Origin of the sequence: Mameliella sp. LZ-28 (assembly GCF_012274245.1) — a bacterium.
GTDB classification, from domain to species: Bacteria; Pseudomonadota; Alphaproteobacteria; order Rhodobacterales; family Rhodobacteraceae; genus Antarctobacter; species Antarctobacter albus.
Genome location: NZ_JAANYX010000010.1, coordinates 1 through 13,482, shown reverse-complemented (window position 1 = coordinate 13,482; position 13,482 = coordinate 1). Strand labels below are relative to the sequence as shown.

At 61.2% G+C, this 13,482-nt stretch carries 16 protein-coding genes; 6 read left to right on the top strand and 10 right to left on the bottom strand.

What is annotated here, in order from left to right; translation table 11 throughout:
* Window positions 1-70 precede the first annotated feature (70 nt).
* Together G9Q80_RS06200 and G9Q80_RS06195 are read left to right on the top strand one after the other, a co-directional pair.
* Entirely contained in the window at window positions 71-2,425 is a 2,355-nt protein-coding gene (locus G9Q80_RS06200; protein ID WP_088716095.1) for a heavy metal translocating P-type ATPase, read from the top strand.
* Window positions 2,426-2,488: 63 nt separating this feature from the next.
* The gene (locus G9Q80_RS06195; protein WP_088716096.1) at window positions 2,489-3,001 is read left to right on the top strand and encodes a L,D-transpeptidase family protein; all 513 of its coding nucleotides are present in this window, start codon (window positions 2,489-2,491) and stop codon (window positions 2,999-3,001) included.
* Here G9Q80_RS06195 and lnt read toward each other — a convergent pair.
* From lnt to G9Q80_RS06145, 10 genes are read right to left on the bottom strand one after another with little or no spacing between them, the layout of a single operon-like run.
* Window positions 2,982-4,589: an apolipoprotein N-acyltransferase gene (gene lnt, locus G9Q80_RS06190; RefSeq protein WP_121497617.1), complete on the bottom strand. Its 1,608-nt coding sequence runs from the start codon at window positions 4,587-4,589 to the stop codon at window positions 2,982-2,984. The two genes, G9Q80_RS06195 and lnt, sit on opposite strands and share 20 nt — an antisense overlap.
* Entirely contained in the window at window positions 4,556-5,014 is a 459-nt protein-coding gene (gene lspA / locus G9Q80_RS06185; RefSeq protein ID WP_088716097.1) for a signal peptidase II, read from the bottom strand. The genes lnt and lspA overlap by 34 nt, the downstream gene beginning before the upstream one ends.
* Window positions 5,015-5,042: 28 nt before the next feature.
* A complete protein-coding gene (locus tag G9Q80_RS06180; RefSeq protein WP_088716098.1) occupies window positions 5,043-5,825 on the bottom strand; it encodes a ZIP family metal transporter in 783 nt (260 codons plus the stop codon).
* A 12-nt stretch (window positions 5,826-5,837) separates the two neighbouring features.
* On the bottom strand, window positions 5,838-6,293 hold the full coding sequence (locus G9Q80_RS06175) for a DUF411 domain-containing protein (RefSeq protein ID WP_088716099.1): 456 nt from the start codon (window positions 6,291-6,293) through the stop codon (window positions 5,838-5,840).
* Window positions 6,294-6,296: 3 nt separating this feature from the next.
* Window positions 6,297-7,670, bottom strand: coding sequence for a M23 family metallopeptidase (locus tag G9Q80_RS06170; RefSeq protein WP_088716100.1), 1,374 nt, complete (start codon window positions 7,668-7,670; stop codon window positions 6,297-6,299).
* Window positions 7,667-8,293, bottom strand: coding sequence for an SCO family protein (locus tag G9Q80_RS06165; RefSeq protein ID WP_088716101.1), 627 nt, complete (start codon window positions 8,291-8,293; stop codon window positions 7,667-7,669). Before G9Q80_RS06165 ends, G9Q80_RS06170 begins: the two co-directional genes overlap by 4 nt.
* Entirely contained in the window at window positions 8,293-8,760 is a 468-nt protein-coding gene (locus tag G9Q80_RS06160; protein ID WP_088716102.1) for a copper chaperone PCu(A)C, read from the bottom strand. The genes G9Q80_RS06165 and G9Q80_RS06160 overlap by 1 nt, the downstream gene beginning before the upstream one ends.
* A gap of 23 nt (window positions 8,761-8,783) precedes the next feature.
* Window positions 8,784-9,443 carry a DsbA family protein gene (locus G9Q80_RS06155; RefSeq protein WP_013959868.1) on the bottom strand — a complete coding sequence of 220 codons (660 nt, stop codon included), beginning with the start codon at window positions 9,441-9,443 and terminating at the stop codon, window positions 8,784-8,786.
* Window positions 9,440-9,862 (bottom strand): disulfide bond formation protein B, encoded by a 423-nt coding sequence (locus G9Q80_RS06150; protein WP_088716103.1) that lies wholly within the window; start codon window positions 9,860-9,862, stop codon window positions 9,440-9,442. The genes G9Q80_RS06155 and G9Q80_RS06150 overlap by 4 nt, the downstream gene beginning before the upstream one ends.
* A gap of 5 nt (window positions 9,863-9,867) precedes the next feature.
* Window positions 9,868-10,434, bottom strand: a complete 567-nt coding sequence (locus tag G9Q80_RS06145; RefSeq protein WP_088716161.1) for an SCO family protein — start codon at window positions 10,432-10,434, stop codon at window positions 9,868-9,870.
* A gap of 207 nt (window positions 10,435-10,641) precedes the next feature.
* On the opposite strand from G9Q80_RS06145, the gene G9Q80_RS06140 reads away from it, so the two are divergent.
* The 4 genes from G9Q80_RS06140 to G9Q80_RS06125 all read left to right on the top strand — a co-directional run bounded on the left by G9Q80_RS06140 (window position 10,642) and on the right by G9Q80_RS06125 (window position 13,395).
* Window positions 10,642-11,070, top strand: coding sequence for a MerR family transcriptional regulator (locus tag G9Q80_RS06140; protein WP_013959865.1), 429 nt, complete (start codon window positions 10,642-10,644; stop codon window positions 11,068-11,070).
* Between the two features lie 108 nt (window positions 11,071-11,178).
* A complete protein-coding gene (locus G9Q80_RS06135; RefSeq protein ID WP_088716104.1) occupies window positions 11,179-11,934 on the top strand; it encodes a transglutaminase-like domain-containing protein in 756 nt (251 codons plus the stop codon).
* Window positions 11,924-12,841 (top strand): cation diffusion facilitator family transporter, encoded by a 918-nt coding sequence (locus tag G9Q80_RS06130; protein WP_088716105.1) that lies wholly within the window; start codon window positions 11,924-11,926, stop codon window positions 12,839-12,841. The genes G9Q80_RS06135 and G9Q80_RS06130 overlap by 11 nt, the downstream gene beginning before the upstream one ends.
* On the top strand, window positions 12,838-13,395 hold the full coding sequence (locus G9Q80_RS06125; RefSeq protein ID WP_088716106.1) for a methyltransferase family protein: 558 nt from the start codon (window positions 12,838-12,840) through the stop codon (window positions 13,393-13,395). The genes G9Q80_RS06130 and G9Q80_RS06125 overlap by 4 nt, the downstream gene beginning before the upstream one ends.
* The last annotated feature ends 87 nt before the right edge of the window (window positions 13,396-13,482 follow it).

Here is a 13,482-nt window from a genome sequence, read left to right as displayed (position 1 = left end):
TTTGCTCTTGAAGCTCTAGCTACTGTAGGGGCTATGTCCTGGTAAAACACCCGAATCCAGAGGTCCATTCATGCCGTCCGACACCCATCGTCACGACCACGATCACGCCGAAGATGCCCAGACAAGCGGCGGCAGCTGCTGCGGGAGCGCCGGAACGTGCGGCGACATCGTTCCGACGACGCCCGCGCCAGCGGGCGGGCGCAGTTTTCAGGTGTCCGGCCTCGATTGCGTCGAGGAGGTAGCAATCCTGAACAAGGTGGTCGGCCCGAAGATCGGTGGGGCCGAGCATCTTGCGTTCGACGTGATCAATGGACGGATGACTATTCTCGACAGCGCCAAGAGTTTATCGGACGGCGAAATTGCAGAACTGGTCGCAAGCACCGGCATGACCGCCAAGCCCTGGGATGCCGAAAACGCGTCGGTCGACCAAGCGGCCCATCTTGCACGCCAGCGGCTGTTTACGGCGCTCAGTGGCGGCTTTTGGGCCGCGGGATTTTTATGGCACATCATCGAGACCGGCATGGGCGGGGCACTCGGCCTCTTCGCAGGGCACGGCGAAGCGCCGATGCCACTGGTCGAGGCAGGGCTATTCGCGGTTGCGATCCTGTTCGGTGTCTGGCTCGTGGCACCCAAGGCATGGTCGTCCGCACGGCGGCTGTCGCCAGACATGAACCTGCTGATGGTCGTCGCAGTCGCGGGTGCAATTGGCCTCGGCGAATTTTTCGAGGCGGCGACGGTCGCGTTCTTCTTCTCACTCTCGCTCTACCTCGAAAGCTGGAGCGTCGGGCGTGCGAGGAATGCGGTTTCAGCTCTGCTCGACCTCGCGCCACCGACGGCAAGAGTTCTTCATGATGACGGCTCGGAAGCGGACGTTCCGGCTTCTGCGGTTGCTATCAACGCACGTTTCATCGTGCGCGGCGGAGACCGCATCCCATTGGATGGTGAGGTTGTCGATGGGGCAGGGGCCGTCGATCAGGCACCAATCACCGGAGAGAGTGCGCTGGTCCCAAAGGAACGAGGCGACGAAGTCTATGCCGGTACGATCAACGGCGAAGGCACACTGACGGTGCGCGCCACGAAGGCCGCCTCGGACACCGTGTTGGCCAAGATCATCCGCATGGTCGGTGACGCCCATGCCCGCCGCGCGCCGGTGGAGCAGTGGGTGGCGAAGTTCGCCCGCATCTACACGCCTATCGTCATGGCTCTCGCCATCGCAATTGCCCTGCTGCCGCCGCTCATTTTCGGTGGGGCCTGGGATTATTGGTTCTACAATGCACTCGTGCTGCTGGTGATCGCGTGCCCATGCGCTCTGGTCATCTCGACCCCTGTCTCCATCGTCGCGGCGCTCACCGCTTCGGCGCGGGCGGGCGTACTCATCAAGGGTGGTGCCTATGTCGAGGCACCGGGTCGGACCACCGCACTGGCCATGGACAAGACCGGCACGATCACCATGGGCGAACCCGAGGTGGCGGCGGTGCATCCGCTGGGCAAAGCATCGGCGCAAGATCTGATGACCCTCGCCGCTGGACTGGAGGCACGTTCCTCGCATCCCTTGGCGCGCGCCATTCTCGCGCGGGCAGAAGCCGACGGCATCAGGGTGTCCGCCGCGGAAGATACCCGAACCGTTCCCGGTAGGGGACTTGAAGGACGCACAGACGGCCGGTCGATCTGGCTAGGGTCGGACCGGTTTGCCGAGGAGAAGGGTTTCGGCGACGCCATTCCGAAGGATTTGCGCGACCGCATCGAAGGGGCCGGCAGCACCCTTGTTGCCGTGGGCGATGAATCCGGTGTGACGGGCATTCTGGAATTGCGCGACCGTATTCGCCCCGACGCCAAGGGCATCGTGGCACAGCTCCACGCGCAGGGCGTGAAGACCATCGTCATGCTGACGGGCGACAACGAGCGGACAGCGCGCGCTGTTGCAGCCGAGGTCGGCATCGACGAGGTCCGTGCCGAGCTTTTGCCCGAAGACAAGGTGACAGCCATCGAAGAACTGGTCAAAACGCATGACATGGTGGCCATGATCGGCGACGGGGTGAACGACGCCCCCGCCATGGCACGTGCGCATTACGCCATCGCGATGGGTGCTGTTGGTTCGGACGCGGCAATCGAGACGGCTGATATTGCCCTGATGACCGACGACCTCGGGAAGGTGCCTTGGCTGATCGGTCATTCGCGCCGGACAATGTCGATTATCCATCAGAACATCGGTATTTCCTTGGCGACCAAGGGCGTTTTCGTTGTCGCTACTGCGTTCGGAGTGGCATCGATGTGGGGCGCTATTGCAGCCGATGTAGGAGTGTCCTTGCTGGTGGTGGCCAACGCCCTGCGCCTGCTTAACAGCCAAGAGGCCAAGGCGCCGCCGTCCGGCGGTGAACAGGTTGGTCCACAGATGACAAAGGCCGCGCTTGCCCACGGACATTGATCAGGCAGCATTTGCAGGGTAACGTAATGTCCATATCAGACCTCACGAAAGAGGCATCGAGCAGTGAAAACCATCCGATTTCCCCGCCGCGCCGTCCTGTTAGGCGGGTTGGCAGCGTTCTTGTCCGGGTGTGCCAGCAAGTTCCGCAGCTATGGCGGACCCGAGGTGACCCGTGTTCGGCTTTACAAGGCGCAGCGCTTGCTTGTTCTCGACGGAGTCGACCGGGTATTGCAAACCTATCCGGTCGGGCTGGGTTTCGCGCCCGAAGGTCACAAGCAATTCGAGGGAGACGGTCGGACCCCGGAGGGCGACTACGTAGTCGATAAGCGCAACCCTGAAAGCACTTATCATCTTTCGGTTGGCATCTCTTATCCGAATGAGGCCGACATCGCCTTTGCCAAGGCGCAGGGCCTATCCCCCGGCGGCGACATTTTCATCCATGGTGGTCCTCGCCCGGGCATCGACCCAACGGACGTCCGCGACTGGACAGCTGGCTGCATCGCGGTCACAGATCGGCAGATCGAGGACATCTATGCAATGGTGAAAGACGGAACACCTATCCAGATCTTTGCATGACGGTTTTTCTCATGCGGCGGTAATGAGCCGTCGCATTGGCCGTCAGAGCCCAGCTCCACGAAGCCAAGATGAGCGCCAACAGCATCCAGTTCCCGAAGCTCGCGTAGAGTGTCGGCGGCCGCGCGGAGGGCAGGCTAGCGTCGATGATGCCCGTTTCACCGGTATCGAGCCGCGCAACGATCTCTCCGTTCGCGTCGATGACCGCGGAGATGCCCGTATTCGCGGCTCGAATGACAGGAAGGCCTTCCTCTACGGCGCGTATCCGTGCGGAAGCCAGATGCTGCTCGGGTCCGATGCTGGTGCCGAACCAGGCGTCGTTCGTCGCGTTGAAAACCCAGTCAGGTCGGAACAGGTCGTCGACCACATGGCCTGGGAAGATGATCTCATAGCAGATCGCCACGGCGACCAGCGGCAGACCCGGAAGCGCAAGCGTTCGCGGGCCCGGACCGGGCGTAAAGTCGCCCAGCCCCGCTGTCAGCCGCTCGATCGGCAACCAGCCGCGGAATGGCACGTATTCGCCGAAGGGCACGAGATGGTGTTTCGCGTATCCGGTCAGGATTCTGCCGGTCTCGTCAAATGCCTGAACCGTGTTGAAATATCGGGTGCCATCCTCGCTCGGTACACGGTCCGGCACACCTGTGAGCAGCACCCTGCCGTCTTGCAGCGCAGCGGCAATGCGGGCCCGCGCCTCCGTATCCTCATCGAGGAAACCCGGAAAGGCGGTTTCCGGCCAGAGAAGAACGTCGAAATCGCCGGGCCGGGTTGAAAGCTCAAGATAGCGCGCGAAGGTCGCCTCGCGGTTCTCGGGCGCCCATTTCTCCCCTTGGGGAATGTTGCCCTGAACGATGCGCAGGTCGACACCGGGTGGCTGTTGTGTATCCGACTGGAGGTGAAGCGTCCCGACGGCCCAAATAGCCGCGATGCCGGCCAGCGCCATGAGCGAAACGGTCAATCGTTGCCGCCCGGACGCCATGACAGCCGCGCCGGGGAGTACCGCGACGAACACCGTGAGAAAGCTTAGCCCATAGCTTCCGACCCAGGCGGCGGTCTGGCGAAGGGCGGCGTAGTCTACAAGTGCGTAGCCGGCGAGGTTCCATGGAAACCCTGTCAGAACGTGACCACGCAACCACTCTGCCACGGTCCAGGAGGTCGCGAACGCGAGGCAGGCCAAGAGACTGCCCATGGCTCCGCGCCGCGTGATTTCGGCGAAAAGCGCGGCGGCAATGGCCGGGAAAATCGCGAGACCTGCGGACAATCCCGCGACGGCCGGGATCGCCATCGTCCCGAACCGCTCGGCCTCGACGTAGAAACTTTCCGCGATCCACGAAATCCCGAAACCGAACTGGCCAAGACCAAACGCCCAGCCGACGAGGAAAGCGCGCCCGAAGGAGAGATCGCGAAGACCGACAAACAACGCGGAATAGGCAACGGGAACAAGCAGGAGAAGCGAGAAAGGCGGGAAAGTCAGAACGGTCAGCGCCCCGGCGACGAAACCAAGCGTCATTCGCGAAAGCAAACGGTGGCGCAGTGCTATGCGGTTCAGAATTTCCGGCTTCACGATTTGATCGGACGCCGCACGCTGATCCATGGCGCGGCGAGCAAGAGCCCCACGCCACTGACAACAAATATATCGGCCATGTTGAAGGCAGGCCAATGTGTTGTGACAATGTAGAAATCGAGAAAGTCTGTTACAGCCCGATACCGCACACGATCGATAACATTGCCCAGGGCTCCGCCAATGATCGCGCCATAGGCAAGTGTTTCGACCGCATTATCGGCGCGAAACAGCATAACCCCCAGCCAAACACAGATGGCAAGAGCGAGAGCGATGAGGCTCCACCACGGCGCGCCGCCCAACATCCCGAAAGTCACGCCGTCATTACGATAAAAGACGAGGTTGAATCCCGGAAACACGGGAATCCCGGCGCTTAAAGTGACGGCATTCGCAACGACAATGGCTTTGGTGATCTGATCGATCGCGAACGCAGCAAGTGCTGCGAAGACGCCGATCATCGGAGATACCTTGTTTAGTGACATTGCCTCATCCCAACCAGACATCAAGGAACAGCATCAGAACGAGCCCGACTGCGAGACCGAGCGTCGCCCTGTTCTGATGGCCGCTGCGATGGGTTTCGGGGATGATTTCGTGGCTGATGACGTAGAGCATTGCACCCGCGGCAAAGGCCAGACCCCATGGAAGCAGCGGTTCCGACAGTGTGATGATGCCGGCCCCGAGCAGACCGCCAATCGGCTCGACCATGCCCGTTAGCGCCGCAATGCCCCAGGCGCGCAGCTTCGGATATCCCTCGCCTAGCAGAGATACAGCGACGGCCAATCCTTCGGGCGCATTCTGAAGCCCGATGCCGACAGCAAGCGGCAGACCGCCCTCCATACCTCCGGATCCGAAGCCGACCCCGACCGCGAGGCCTTCGGGGAAGTTGTGGATCGTGATCGCGATGATGAACAGCCAGACCCGCCGCAAAGACGCCGCTTCGGGCCCTTCGCGTCCCGTCTTGAAATGCTCGTGCGGCAGCTTTTCGTTCATCAGGGCGACAGCGCCCATGCCCAGAAGGATCGAGACGCATACGATGGCCGCAGGCATCGCGCCGTTTTCGAACATCGGCTCTGCCGCATCCAGTGCCGGGATGATCAGCGAAAAGAAAGAAGCGGCCAGCATGACACCGGCAGCGAAGCCGAGCGACAGATCGCGCGTGGCCCGGGACGGGATGCGCCCAAACAGCACGGGAGCTGCTCCGACTGCCGTGAGCGAACCGGCGGCGAGACTTCCGAGAAAGCCGAGCATTATCGGAGACAGATTTTCCATGGGCGGGCCAGATTATCCTTCGGCGTAGCTCGAAAAGACTTCCGTCGACCCGTCCTTGCGGATGAGGAAGACATCATAGGCCTCGCGGTCGTCTTCTGGCCCCATGCCGGGCGAGCCATAGGGCATCCCCGGAACGGCGAGGCCGACGGCGTCCGGGCGCTCCTCGAGAATGCGGCGGATGTCAGCGGCCGGGACATGGCCTTCGATCACGTAGCCATCAATGAGCGCGGTGTGGCAGGAGACCATGCGCTGCGGCACGCCGTTGTCGAGCTTGAAGCGAACCAGCGACCCACCGAACATGTTCTCGCCCGTCGGCGCAAACCCGTTTTCTTCGAGATGGTTCATCCAAGACAGGCAACAGCCGCAACCGTTCGTCTTGCGGACGTCGATCGCCGTTGCCTCTGCGAGGACCTGGGCCGCTGGTAACAGGGCGAGGGTGATTGCCAGAGCTTGGGTCATGCGTTTCATGGGTCAGAGCCTTTCGGTTGTCGTTTCGGCAATCTCGCTGCCGAGGTTTTGATTCAGAAGCGCGCGCGCCTCGGCCAGACGTGAGAGCGCGGCGGTATCATCCGCTTCGCTCTCGGCTGCTTCGGCGAGCCGGTCGTCAGCGAGGGGGTCAGTCGGGCGCCCATCCACGAGGACTTCGTAGTGTAGGTTCGGACCTGTCGCCGTGCCAGTCGCGCCGACGCGGCCGATCACATCTCCCGCCGCAACGCGTTGGCCTTGTGCCAGGCCATCCGGCACGGCGCTCAGATGCGCATAGCGCGTCATGGTGTCGGAGCCGTGGGCGATTTCGACCACTCGACCATAGCCGCCCCGCCAGCCGATGAAACTGACCCGCCCCGGTGCCGTCGATTGAACCGGTGTCCCACGTGCCGCTGCGAAATCGACGCCGGTGTGCATCCGGACGTTGCCAAAGACCGGATGCGTGCGGCGTCCGAACACCGAGCTGAGGCGCGCACCCTCGACCGGCTGTGCGAAGACGCGCAGCACCTCGCCATCGACGTAGATCGTCGCCTGACCGCTGCCGTCGTCCGGCCATACGATCTCGTAAAGCGAACCGCCGATCTCCAATGCGGCAAAGGCAAGATCGGGTTGTCCGATCCTGTCCTCGCCCACACGCGCCTCGCGCCAGAGAAGCCTTAGTGTCTCGCCACCGGCCAACTCGCGGCGGAAATCCACGGTCCCACCCAGCATCTGCGCAAGGTCCACGGAAAAACGGGCGGGTATGCCGGCTTCGTCGAGTGCCGCGAAGATCGAGCTGTCGATCACCGCTTCGCCGGCAAGGGTTACGATCTCCGGATCCGGAGCCACGACCTGTGTGGACAACTGCTCGCCGAAAACCACCTCGATCCGCACTCCGTCCTCGACGGCGAGTGAGACGGTGCGGGGGCTGCCGTCCACGGTCGAAGCGACAGTGACCGAGTGCCCCGGCCGCAGCCGTCGCAGATCGTATTCCGCGCCAAGCGCGAGGGCAACTTCGGCTCTGTCAGGTGCCGCAAGTCCAGCTTCGGACAGCAAGAAATCGAGCGTCTCGCCAGTTGCAATGTCGCGCGACCACATCGACAGCGGTGGCTCGATCGCCCTTACCGGCCTGTCGGCAAACGCGACCTGCAGAAGGGGCAGGGGGCCGACGTCGGGTGCATCTTCTGCCCATACCGTCACGGGCAGCGTCACGGGGATGTCAACGTTCTGGGGGGCTTCAGGACCTTGGGGCATCCAATTACCTGCCTGGGCAAGTTCCGGCGGCACGGGTTCTTTCGACATGAAATCAGAGATGGCGATAGCCGCTCCCGAAACCGTCCCCGCAATTGCGACACCCGCCGCCAAAGTTCTGAGCCTCATGTCGCCCCCTCCATTTCTTCTTCCAGCGCGCGGCGAATTTTCGGCACCGCGAATTCTCTGGGTTCGTGATAGTCGATCATGGTGACGAACCGCCCAGAGGCTGCGAACAGGAAGACGCTCGCGCTGTGGTTCATCGTGTAATCGCCGCTCTCCGTCGGCACCCTTTCGTAGTTGGCGTGGAAGCCGTCCGCGACGCGCGCGATCTGCTCTTCCGGTCCCGTCCAGCCACGGATCGCAGGATGGAAGTAGCCGACATATTCGGCCATCGTTTCGACAGTGTCGCGCTCGGGATCGACCGTGATGAAAACCACGTTCATCTCGTCGGCCTCGTCTCCCAGATCGTCGAGCCATCCCGAAATGTCCGAGAGCGTGGTCGGGCAGACATCGGGACAGTAGGTGAAGCCGAAGAACGCCATCGTCGGGCGACCGATCAGGGTTTCTGGCCCGACCGCGTTGCCCTCATGATCCGTCAGACGGAAATCCATTTCGGTCAGGGCCACAGGCCGCTGCCCGACAGGTTCGGGTCCACCGGGTCCATCGACCTGCCACCAACCGACGAAGAGCATCAGGGCGACCGCCCCGACACCAGCCGCCCCGTACCCCAGGATCGCCCGTCGCCGCATCAGTCCTCCGGCCCCCGCGCGGCGATGCCGAGGATCGGCACCTCGACCGTCACTTCGCCTCCGTCGTCGAAAAGCAGGGTCAGCGGAAAGGTGTCCCCTTCCGTCATCGGTTCTTGTAGCCGCATCAGCATTGCGTGCAGGCCCCCCGGTTCGAGCGCGACGCTCTCGCCCGGGGCGATCGCGATCTCCCCCGCCGGGCTCATGGAACTCACACCTTCGGCATTTGTCTTCGTCTCGTGAATTTCGGGCATCATCGCGAGAGGTGTTGTAAGGCCGATCAGCGTCACTGGCTCGTCGCCAGTGTTGCGGATCGTCATGTAAGCGGCCCCGGGACGGTTCATCCCGATGGAGGCGCGGGACCACGCGTTCTCGACGACAACATCCTCTGGTCCGGCCAGCGCAGGCACCGAGAGCCCTCCAAGGGTCAAAAGCGCCGCTAGTGTGCTGGTCAAAATATACTTTTTCATGGTTCTGATCCTGCCTTTTCCATTCAGCTTTGCGCGGCAGCGACTTCGGCAGCCACCAATCGCCGCAGTTCTGCCTCCCCGAACGGATCGAGCGGCTTGCCGTTCACGAAGAATGTGGGCGTCTGGCGAATTCCCACGGTCTCGACGTCAGCACGATCCTGGTTCAGGATCGCCACGACATCGGGTGCCAGCATTTGCGTGCGCGCGGCCTCGGCATCGAGTCCGGCCGTGGCGGCGATCTGAAGGATCAGGCCAGGCGCCGGGGCACCGTGCGACGCCCATCTCGGCTGTTCCCGCAGAACGGCCTCAAGCACCGGCACGTAAACGTCCTGCATGCGCGCCGCCTCGAGCACGCGGATCGCTTCCTCGGATGCCGCGCCGTGGAAGGGCGTGTAGCGGATCACGACGCGGACAGCATCCCCATGCTCGGCCATGATGTCCTTCACGATGGGATGAAAGGCGCGACAGGCCTCGCAGGCCGGATCGAAGAATTCGACGATCGTGACGGGCGCTTCCGCAGGCCCGAGGATGGGCGAGTAGGGGCGGATCATCGCGTCCGCGAGTTCCGGCGCAACAGGCTCCGCTTCGGCCACCGGGCCGGGGCGGGTTGCAAACCAGGTGGCTCCGCCGAAACCGGCGACGCCGAGGGCGAGAACGGACAGGATCAGGCCGCGTCGGTTCATGTTCGTGTGTCCTTCAATGAAAGGGCCGACAGCGCCCCGATCAGCGCGAAGGCGGCGAGCGCCATCAGCGGGATCGGGATGCCGAAGACCAGTTGGTTGTCATCGCTGCAAGAGGGGCCGGTGGCCGTGCAGGGTTGGATGCGTTCGGGAACAAGACCGACGTACAGCCCCATGTGCCAGAGGGCGATTGCGCCGCCGCCAAGCGCCAATGCGATGCCGTAGCGCCCCACGCGGCCGTCCCGCCACCAAAGGCCGAGCCCGAGGACAATGGCCAAGGGAAACATGAAGGCGCGCTGGAACCAGCACAGCACACAGGGCGTCTGCCCCAGCACCTCGCCGATGAAAAGCACGGCAAGCGAGGCGACAAGCGCGATGATCCACGCCAGCCCGAGGGCTGTTTCTCCGGATATGCGGTTCATGTCGATCAGATCCTCTCTTCCAGATCGGCGAGGATCTCTTCGGCGGAGGTGCCGTAGGGCCACGAGTCGGCAAAGCCAGCGTCGGGATCGAAGAGGAACAAATGCGACGTGTGGCCCATCGTGTAACCATCCGGCGCCGCAGCCTCTTCGACACGCTCAAAGAAGATTGGAAACGTCTCGGACGTGGCGGCGATCTGTTCCGGCGTACCCGTCAGCCCGATGATGCCCGCATCGAACAGCGGGACGTATTCGGCGAGTGCTGGGGGCGTGTCTCGTTCAGGGTCGATTGTGATGAAAATCGGCTGGACCTTGGCGGCATCGTCGCCCAGACCGTCCATCACCGCCGCGACCTCTGACAGGGTCGTCGGGCAGACGTCGGGACAGTTGGTGAAGCCGAAAAACACCAGCATCCAGCGCCCCGCAAAGTCCTCCTCGGTTCGAACCATACCCTGGTGGTCCGTTAGTTCGAATTGAGCGAAAAAAGGCGGTTCGGCGTCGGTTCGGGCGCGGTCGGCACGATAGTCGGACCAGAGCAAAAGCCATACGAAGGCAAGCGCTGCCACGCCTGCCAAAACCCAAAGCAACTTCTGTGCCGATGTAAGGGACAATCCTGTTCGCCTTATTTTGATTCTTATTGCATGTGCGGATACATCCTCTAGCCGCTAGAGGTTCAAGCACGAAATCATGGTATAGCTTGAACTCACGCGTCTGTGAATCCGACACTTGTTTATGCCGACGGCAAAACCTACACAAACTGTATCTTTTTCATGGAGGCGAAAATGCTCACGATCGGTACTCTGTCAAAGAAGACTGGCACAAAAGTGCAGACCATCCGGTACTACGAACAGATCGGACTCATGCCCGAACCTGGCAGGACCGAAGGCGGACAGAGGCGCTACGACAATGCACAGCTCGACCGACTGTCCTTCATCCGCCATTCGCGGCAACTCGGTTTCTCGCTCGATGCGATCCGCGAGCTGCTCGACCTCAGCGACCATCCCAACCGCCCCTGCGACGAGGCAGATGCCATCGCGCGTCGCCAGCTCAAACAGGTGGAGCAGCGCATGGCCCGCCTGAAGGCGCTGCGCACGGAACTGAAACGCATGGTTCACGAATGCAGCGGCGGGCGGACGGGAGATTGCAAGGTGCTTGAGGTGTTGCGGGACCATTCGGAATGCTTGACCGAGCACGAGGAAATCGGGGCATAAGTCAAAAGTTGGGGCAAAGGTGAAAATCTTTGAGCAAAGGGTTGAAGCTATAGTGACTATAGCAATTAGAATTGTTCCAAGACGATTCGAGGAGCGACTCCGTTGCAGATGACCGACCCCCTACTTGCACCCACCAAACTACTGGATTTTGAGGCCGCGCCTCTTGCGCATCTTATTGAGGCCCGCGGCTGGCGCGGCTTATCCGAATACGATCGGATCGGAGCAGTTTATGATTTCGTTCGGAATGAAATCGCGTTCGGATACAATCGAGCCGACGACATCCCCGCATCCGAAGTGTTTTCCGACGGCTACGGGCAGTGCAATACCAAAGGGACGCTCTTGATGGCGCTGCTGCGTGGTGTTGGCATTCGTTGCCGGTTGCATGGGTTTACGATCCACAAAGGCTTGCAGCGCGGTGTTGTCCCTGAGCTGGTCTATCCGATTGCTCCGCAGGAAATTCTCCACTCATGGGTAGAGATCGAATATCAAGGTGCCTGGATCAACCTTGAAGGCTTCATCCTGGATGACGGTTTCCTGACAGTCCTGCAAAAGTCTTTCTCGAACACAGACAGTCTCTGCGGTTATGGCGCGGGCACGGATTGTCTTGGCGCGCCTCCCGTCGCCTGGAACGGAAAAGATACCTACATTCAGAAAACCGGCATCGTGCAGGATTTCGGCGTGTTTGATACGCCGGACGCCTTCTATTTGTCCCATGAGCAATCCTTTGGATGGCTGCGTGGTGCCCTTTACCGTCATATCATACGCCACTGGATGAATGCGCGCGTTCGTAGTTTCCGCAGCGGCCGCCTGAAGACTGACCGACGCGCGACACACGCGCACGCGGAGCCTGCCAATGCCACATGACCACGGGCACGCGCATATCGATCCGAATTCTGGGGACCGGCGGGTTGCCATCGCCATCTGGGCAAACGGGCTACTTACCGTTGCGCAAGTCGTCGGGGGCATATTCTCGGGCAGTCTGGCACTGATCGCCGATGCGTTGCACAACTTTTCCGATATGGCCTCGCTTGTCATTGCCTTCGCCGCACGCAAGATCGCGCGCCGCCCGGCCGATGAGCGCATGACCTTCGGCTATGGCCGGGTCGAAATCGTCGCGGCCCTGATCAACTACACCACCCTCATCGTGATCGGCTTCTATCTGATCTACGAAGGTGGCATGCGCATGATTGATCCACCCGAAGTCATGGGGTGGACCGTAGTCATTCTCGGTGGAATCGCGCTTGTGGTCGACACGCTGACCGCAATGCTGACCTATTCGATGCAGAAGGGGAGCGTGAACATCCGTGCGCTTTTTCTCCACAACCTTTCGGATGCCTTGGCTTCAGTGGCCGTCATAGTCGGCGGGACGCTCATAATACTCTATGATATGCGATGGGTTGATCCGGCCATCACCATCGGCATCGCGCTCTACATCCTGTATCTGTCCTTCACCGAAATAGGGGGCCCAATTCGAACCCTGATGCTTGGGAGCCCACCAGGTATTGATGGAAATGACGTGGTCAGAGCGATCCAGTGTGTCGATGGCGTTGTGGACGTGCATCATGTCCACCTGTGGCAAATGCAGGAGCACGCCGCGGCATTGGACTGCCATATTGTCGTCGAACGCGAACGGATGGGTGAGACCGACAAGATTAAAGAAAACGTCAAATCGGTACTGCATGAACGTTTCTCAATCGAGCATTCCACGCTTGAATTTGAAGCGAGCGACAATGCGCATCAGGAGGCGCAGGTGTTTGGACACCGCTCATGACGATTGCCCAAGGCATACTAGTGGTCGTTGGCCTGCTGTCCGGTCTGGTTTTGATAGGTGCGCTACTTTGGTCAATTCTCCAACCGTCCAGGCGCATCTGGCCTCCGAACCGAGAAAAATCAGTCATACCAAACATCGCATGGGGACTCACATTGGCCGTGTTTGGGGCGGTGATCGGTTTGGGCATCTTGGATTGGAAATCCGCTTCTATGGCCAACGCACTCCGTTGGGCGGTCGGGCCGTTCTTGATCGCAACCGGAAATCTGATTGTCTGGTGGGGGGCATTCAGCATTGGACTGAAAGCCACCAGCGGTGCGAAAGACGAGCTGATCACTTCGGGTCTCTACCGTTTCTCTCGGCATCCGCAGTACCTTGCCGACATGGCCATCCTGATAGGTTTTGGTCTTCTCTTCGCCTCATCTTGGGTTTGGCCTATCGTCATCGTTGGAGTTGCCGCGCTGGCCCTTGCCCCGCTCGCGGAAGAGCCATGGCTGCATGAACAATACGGCTCCAAGTATCGCGATTATTGCGCTGAAACGCGTCGATACCTGTAAACTCGCTGCCTCACGAGAACGTCATCGTTTTTCAGTTGAACCTCTAGCTACTAGAGGTCGTATCCGTCAGCCAACAAAAGAGGGAGG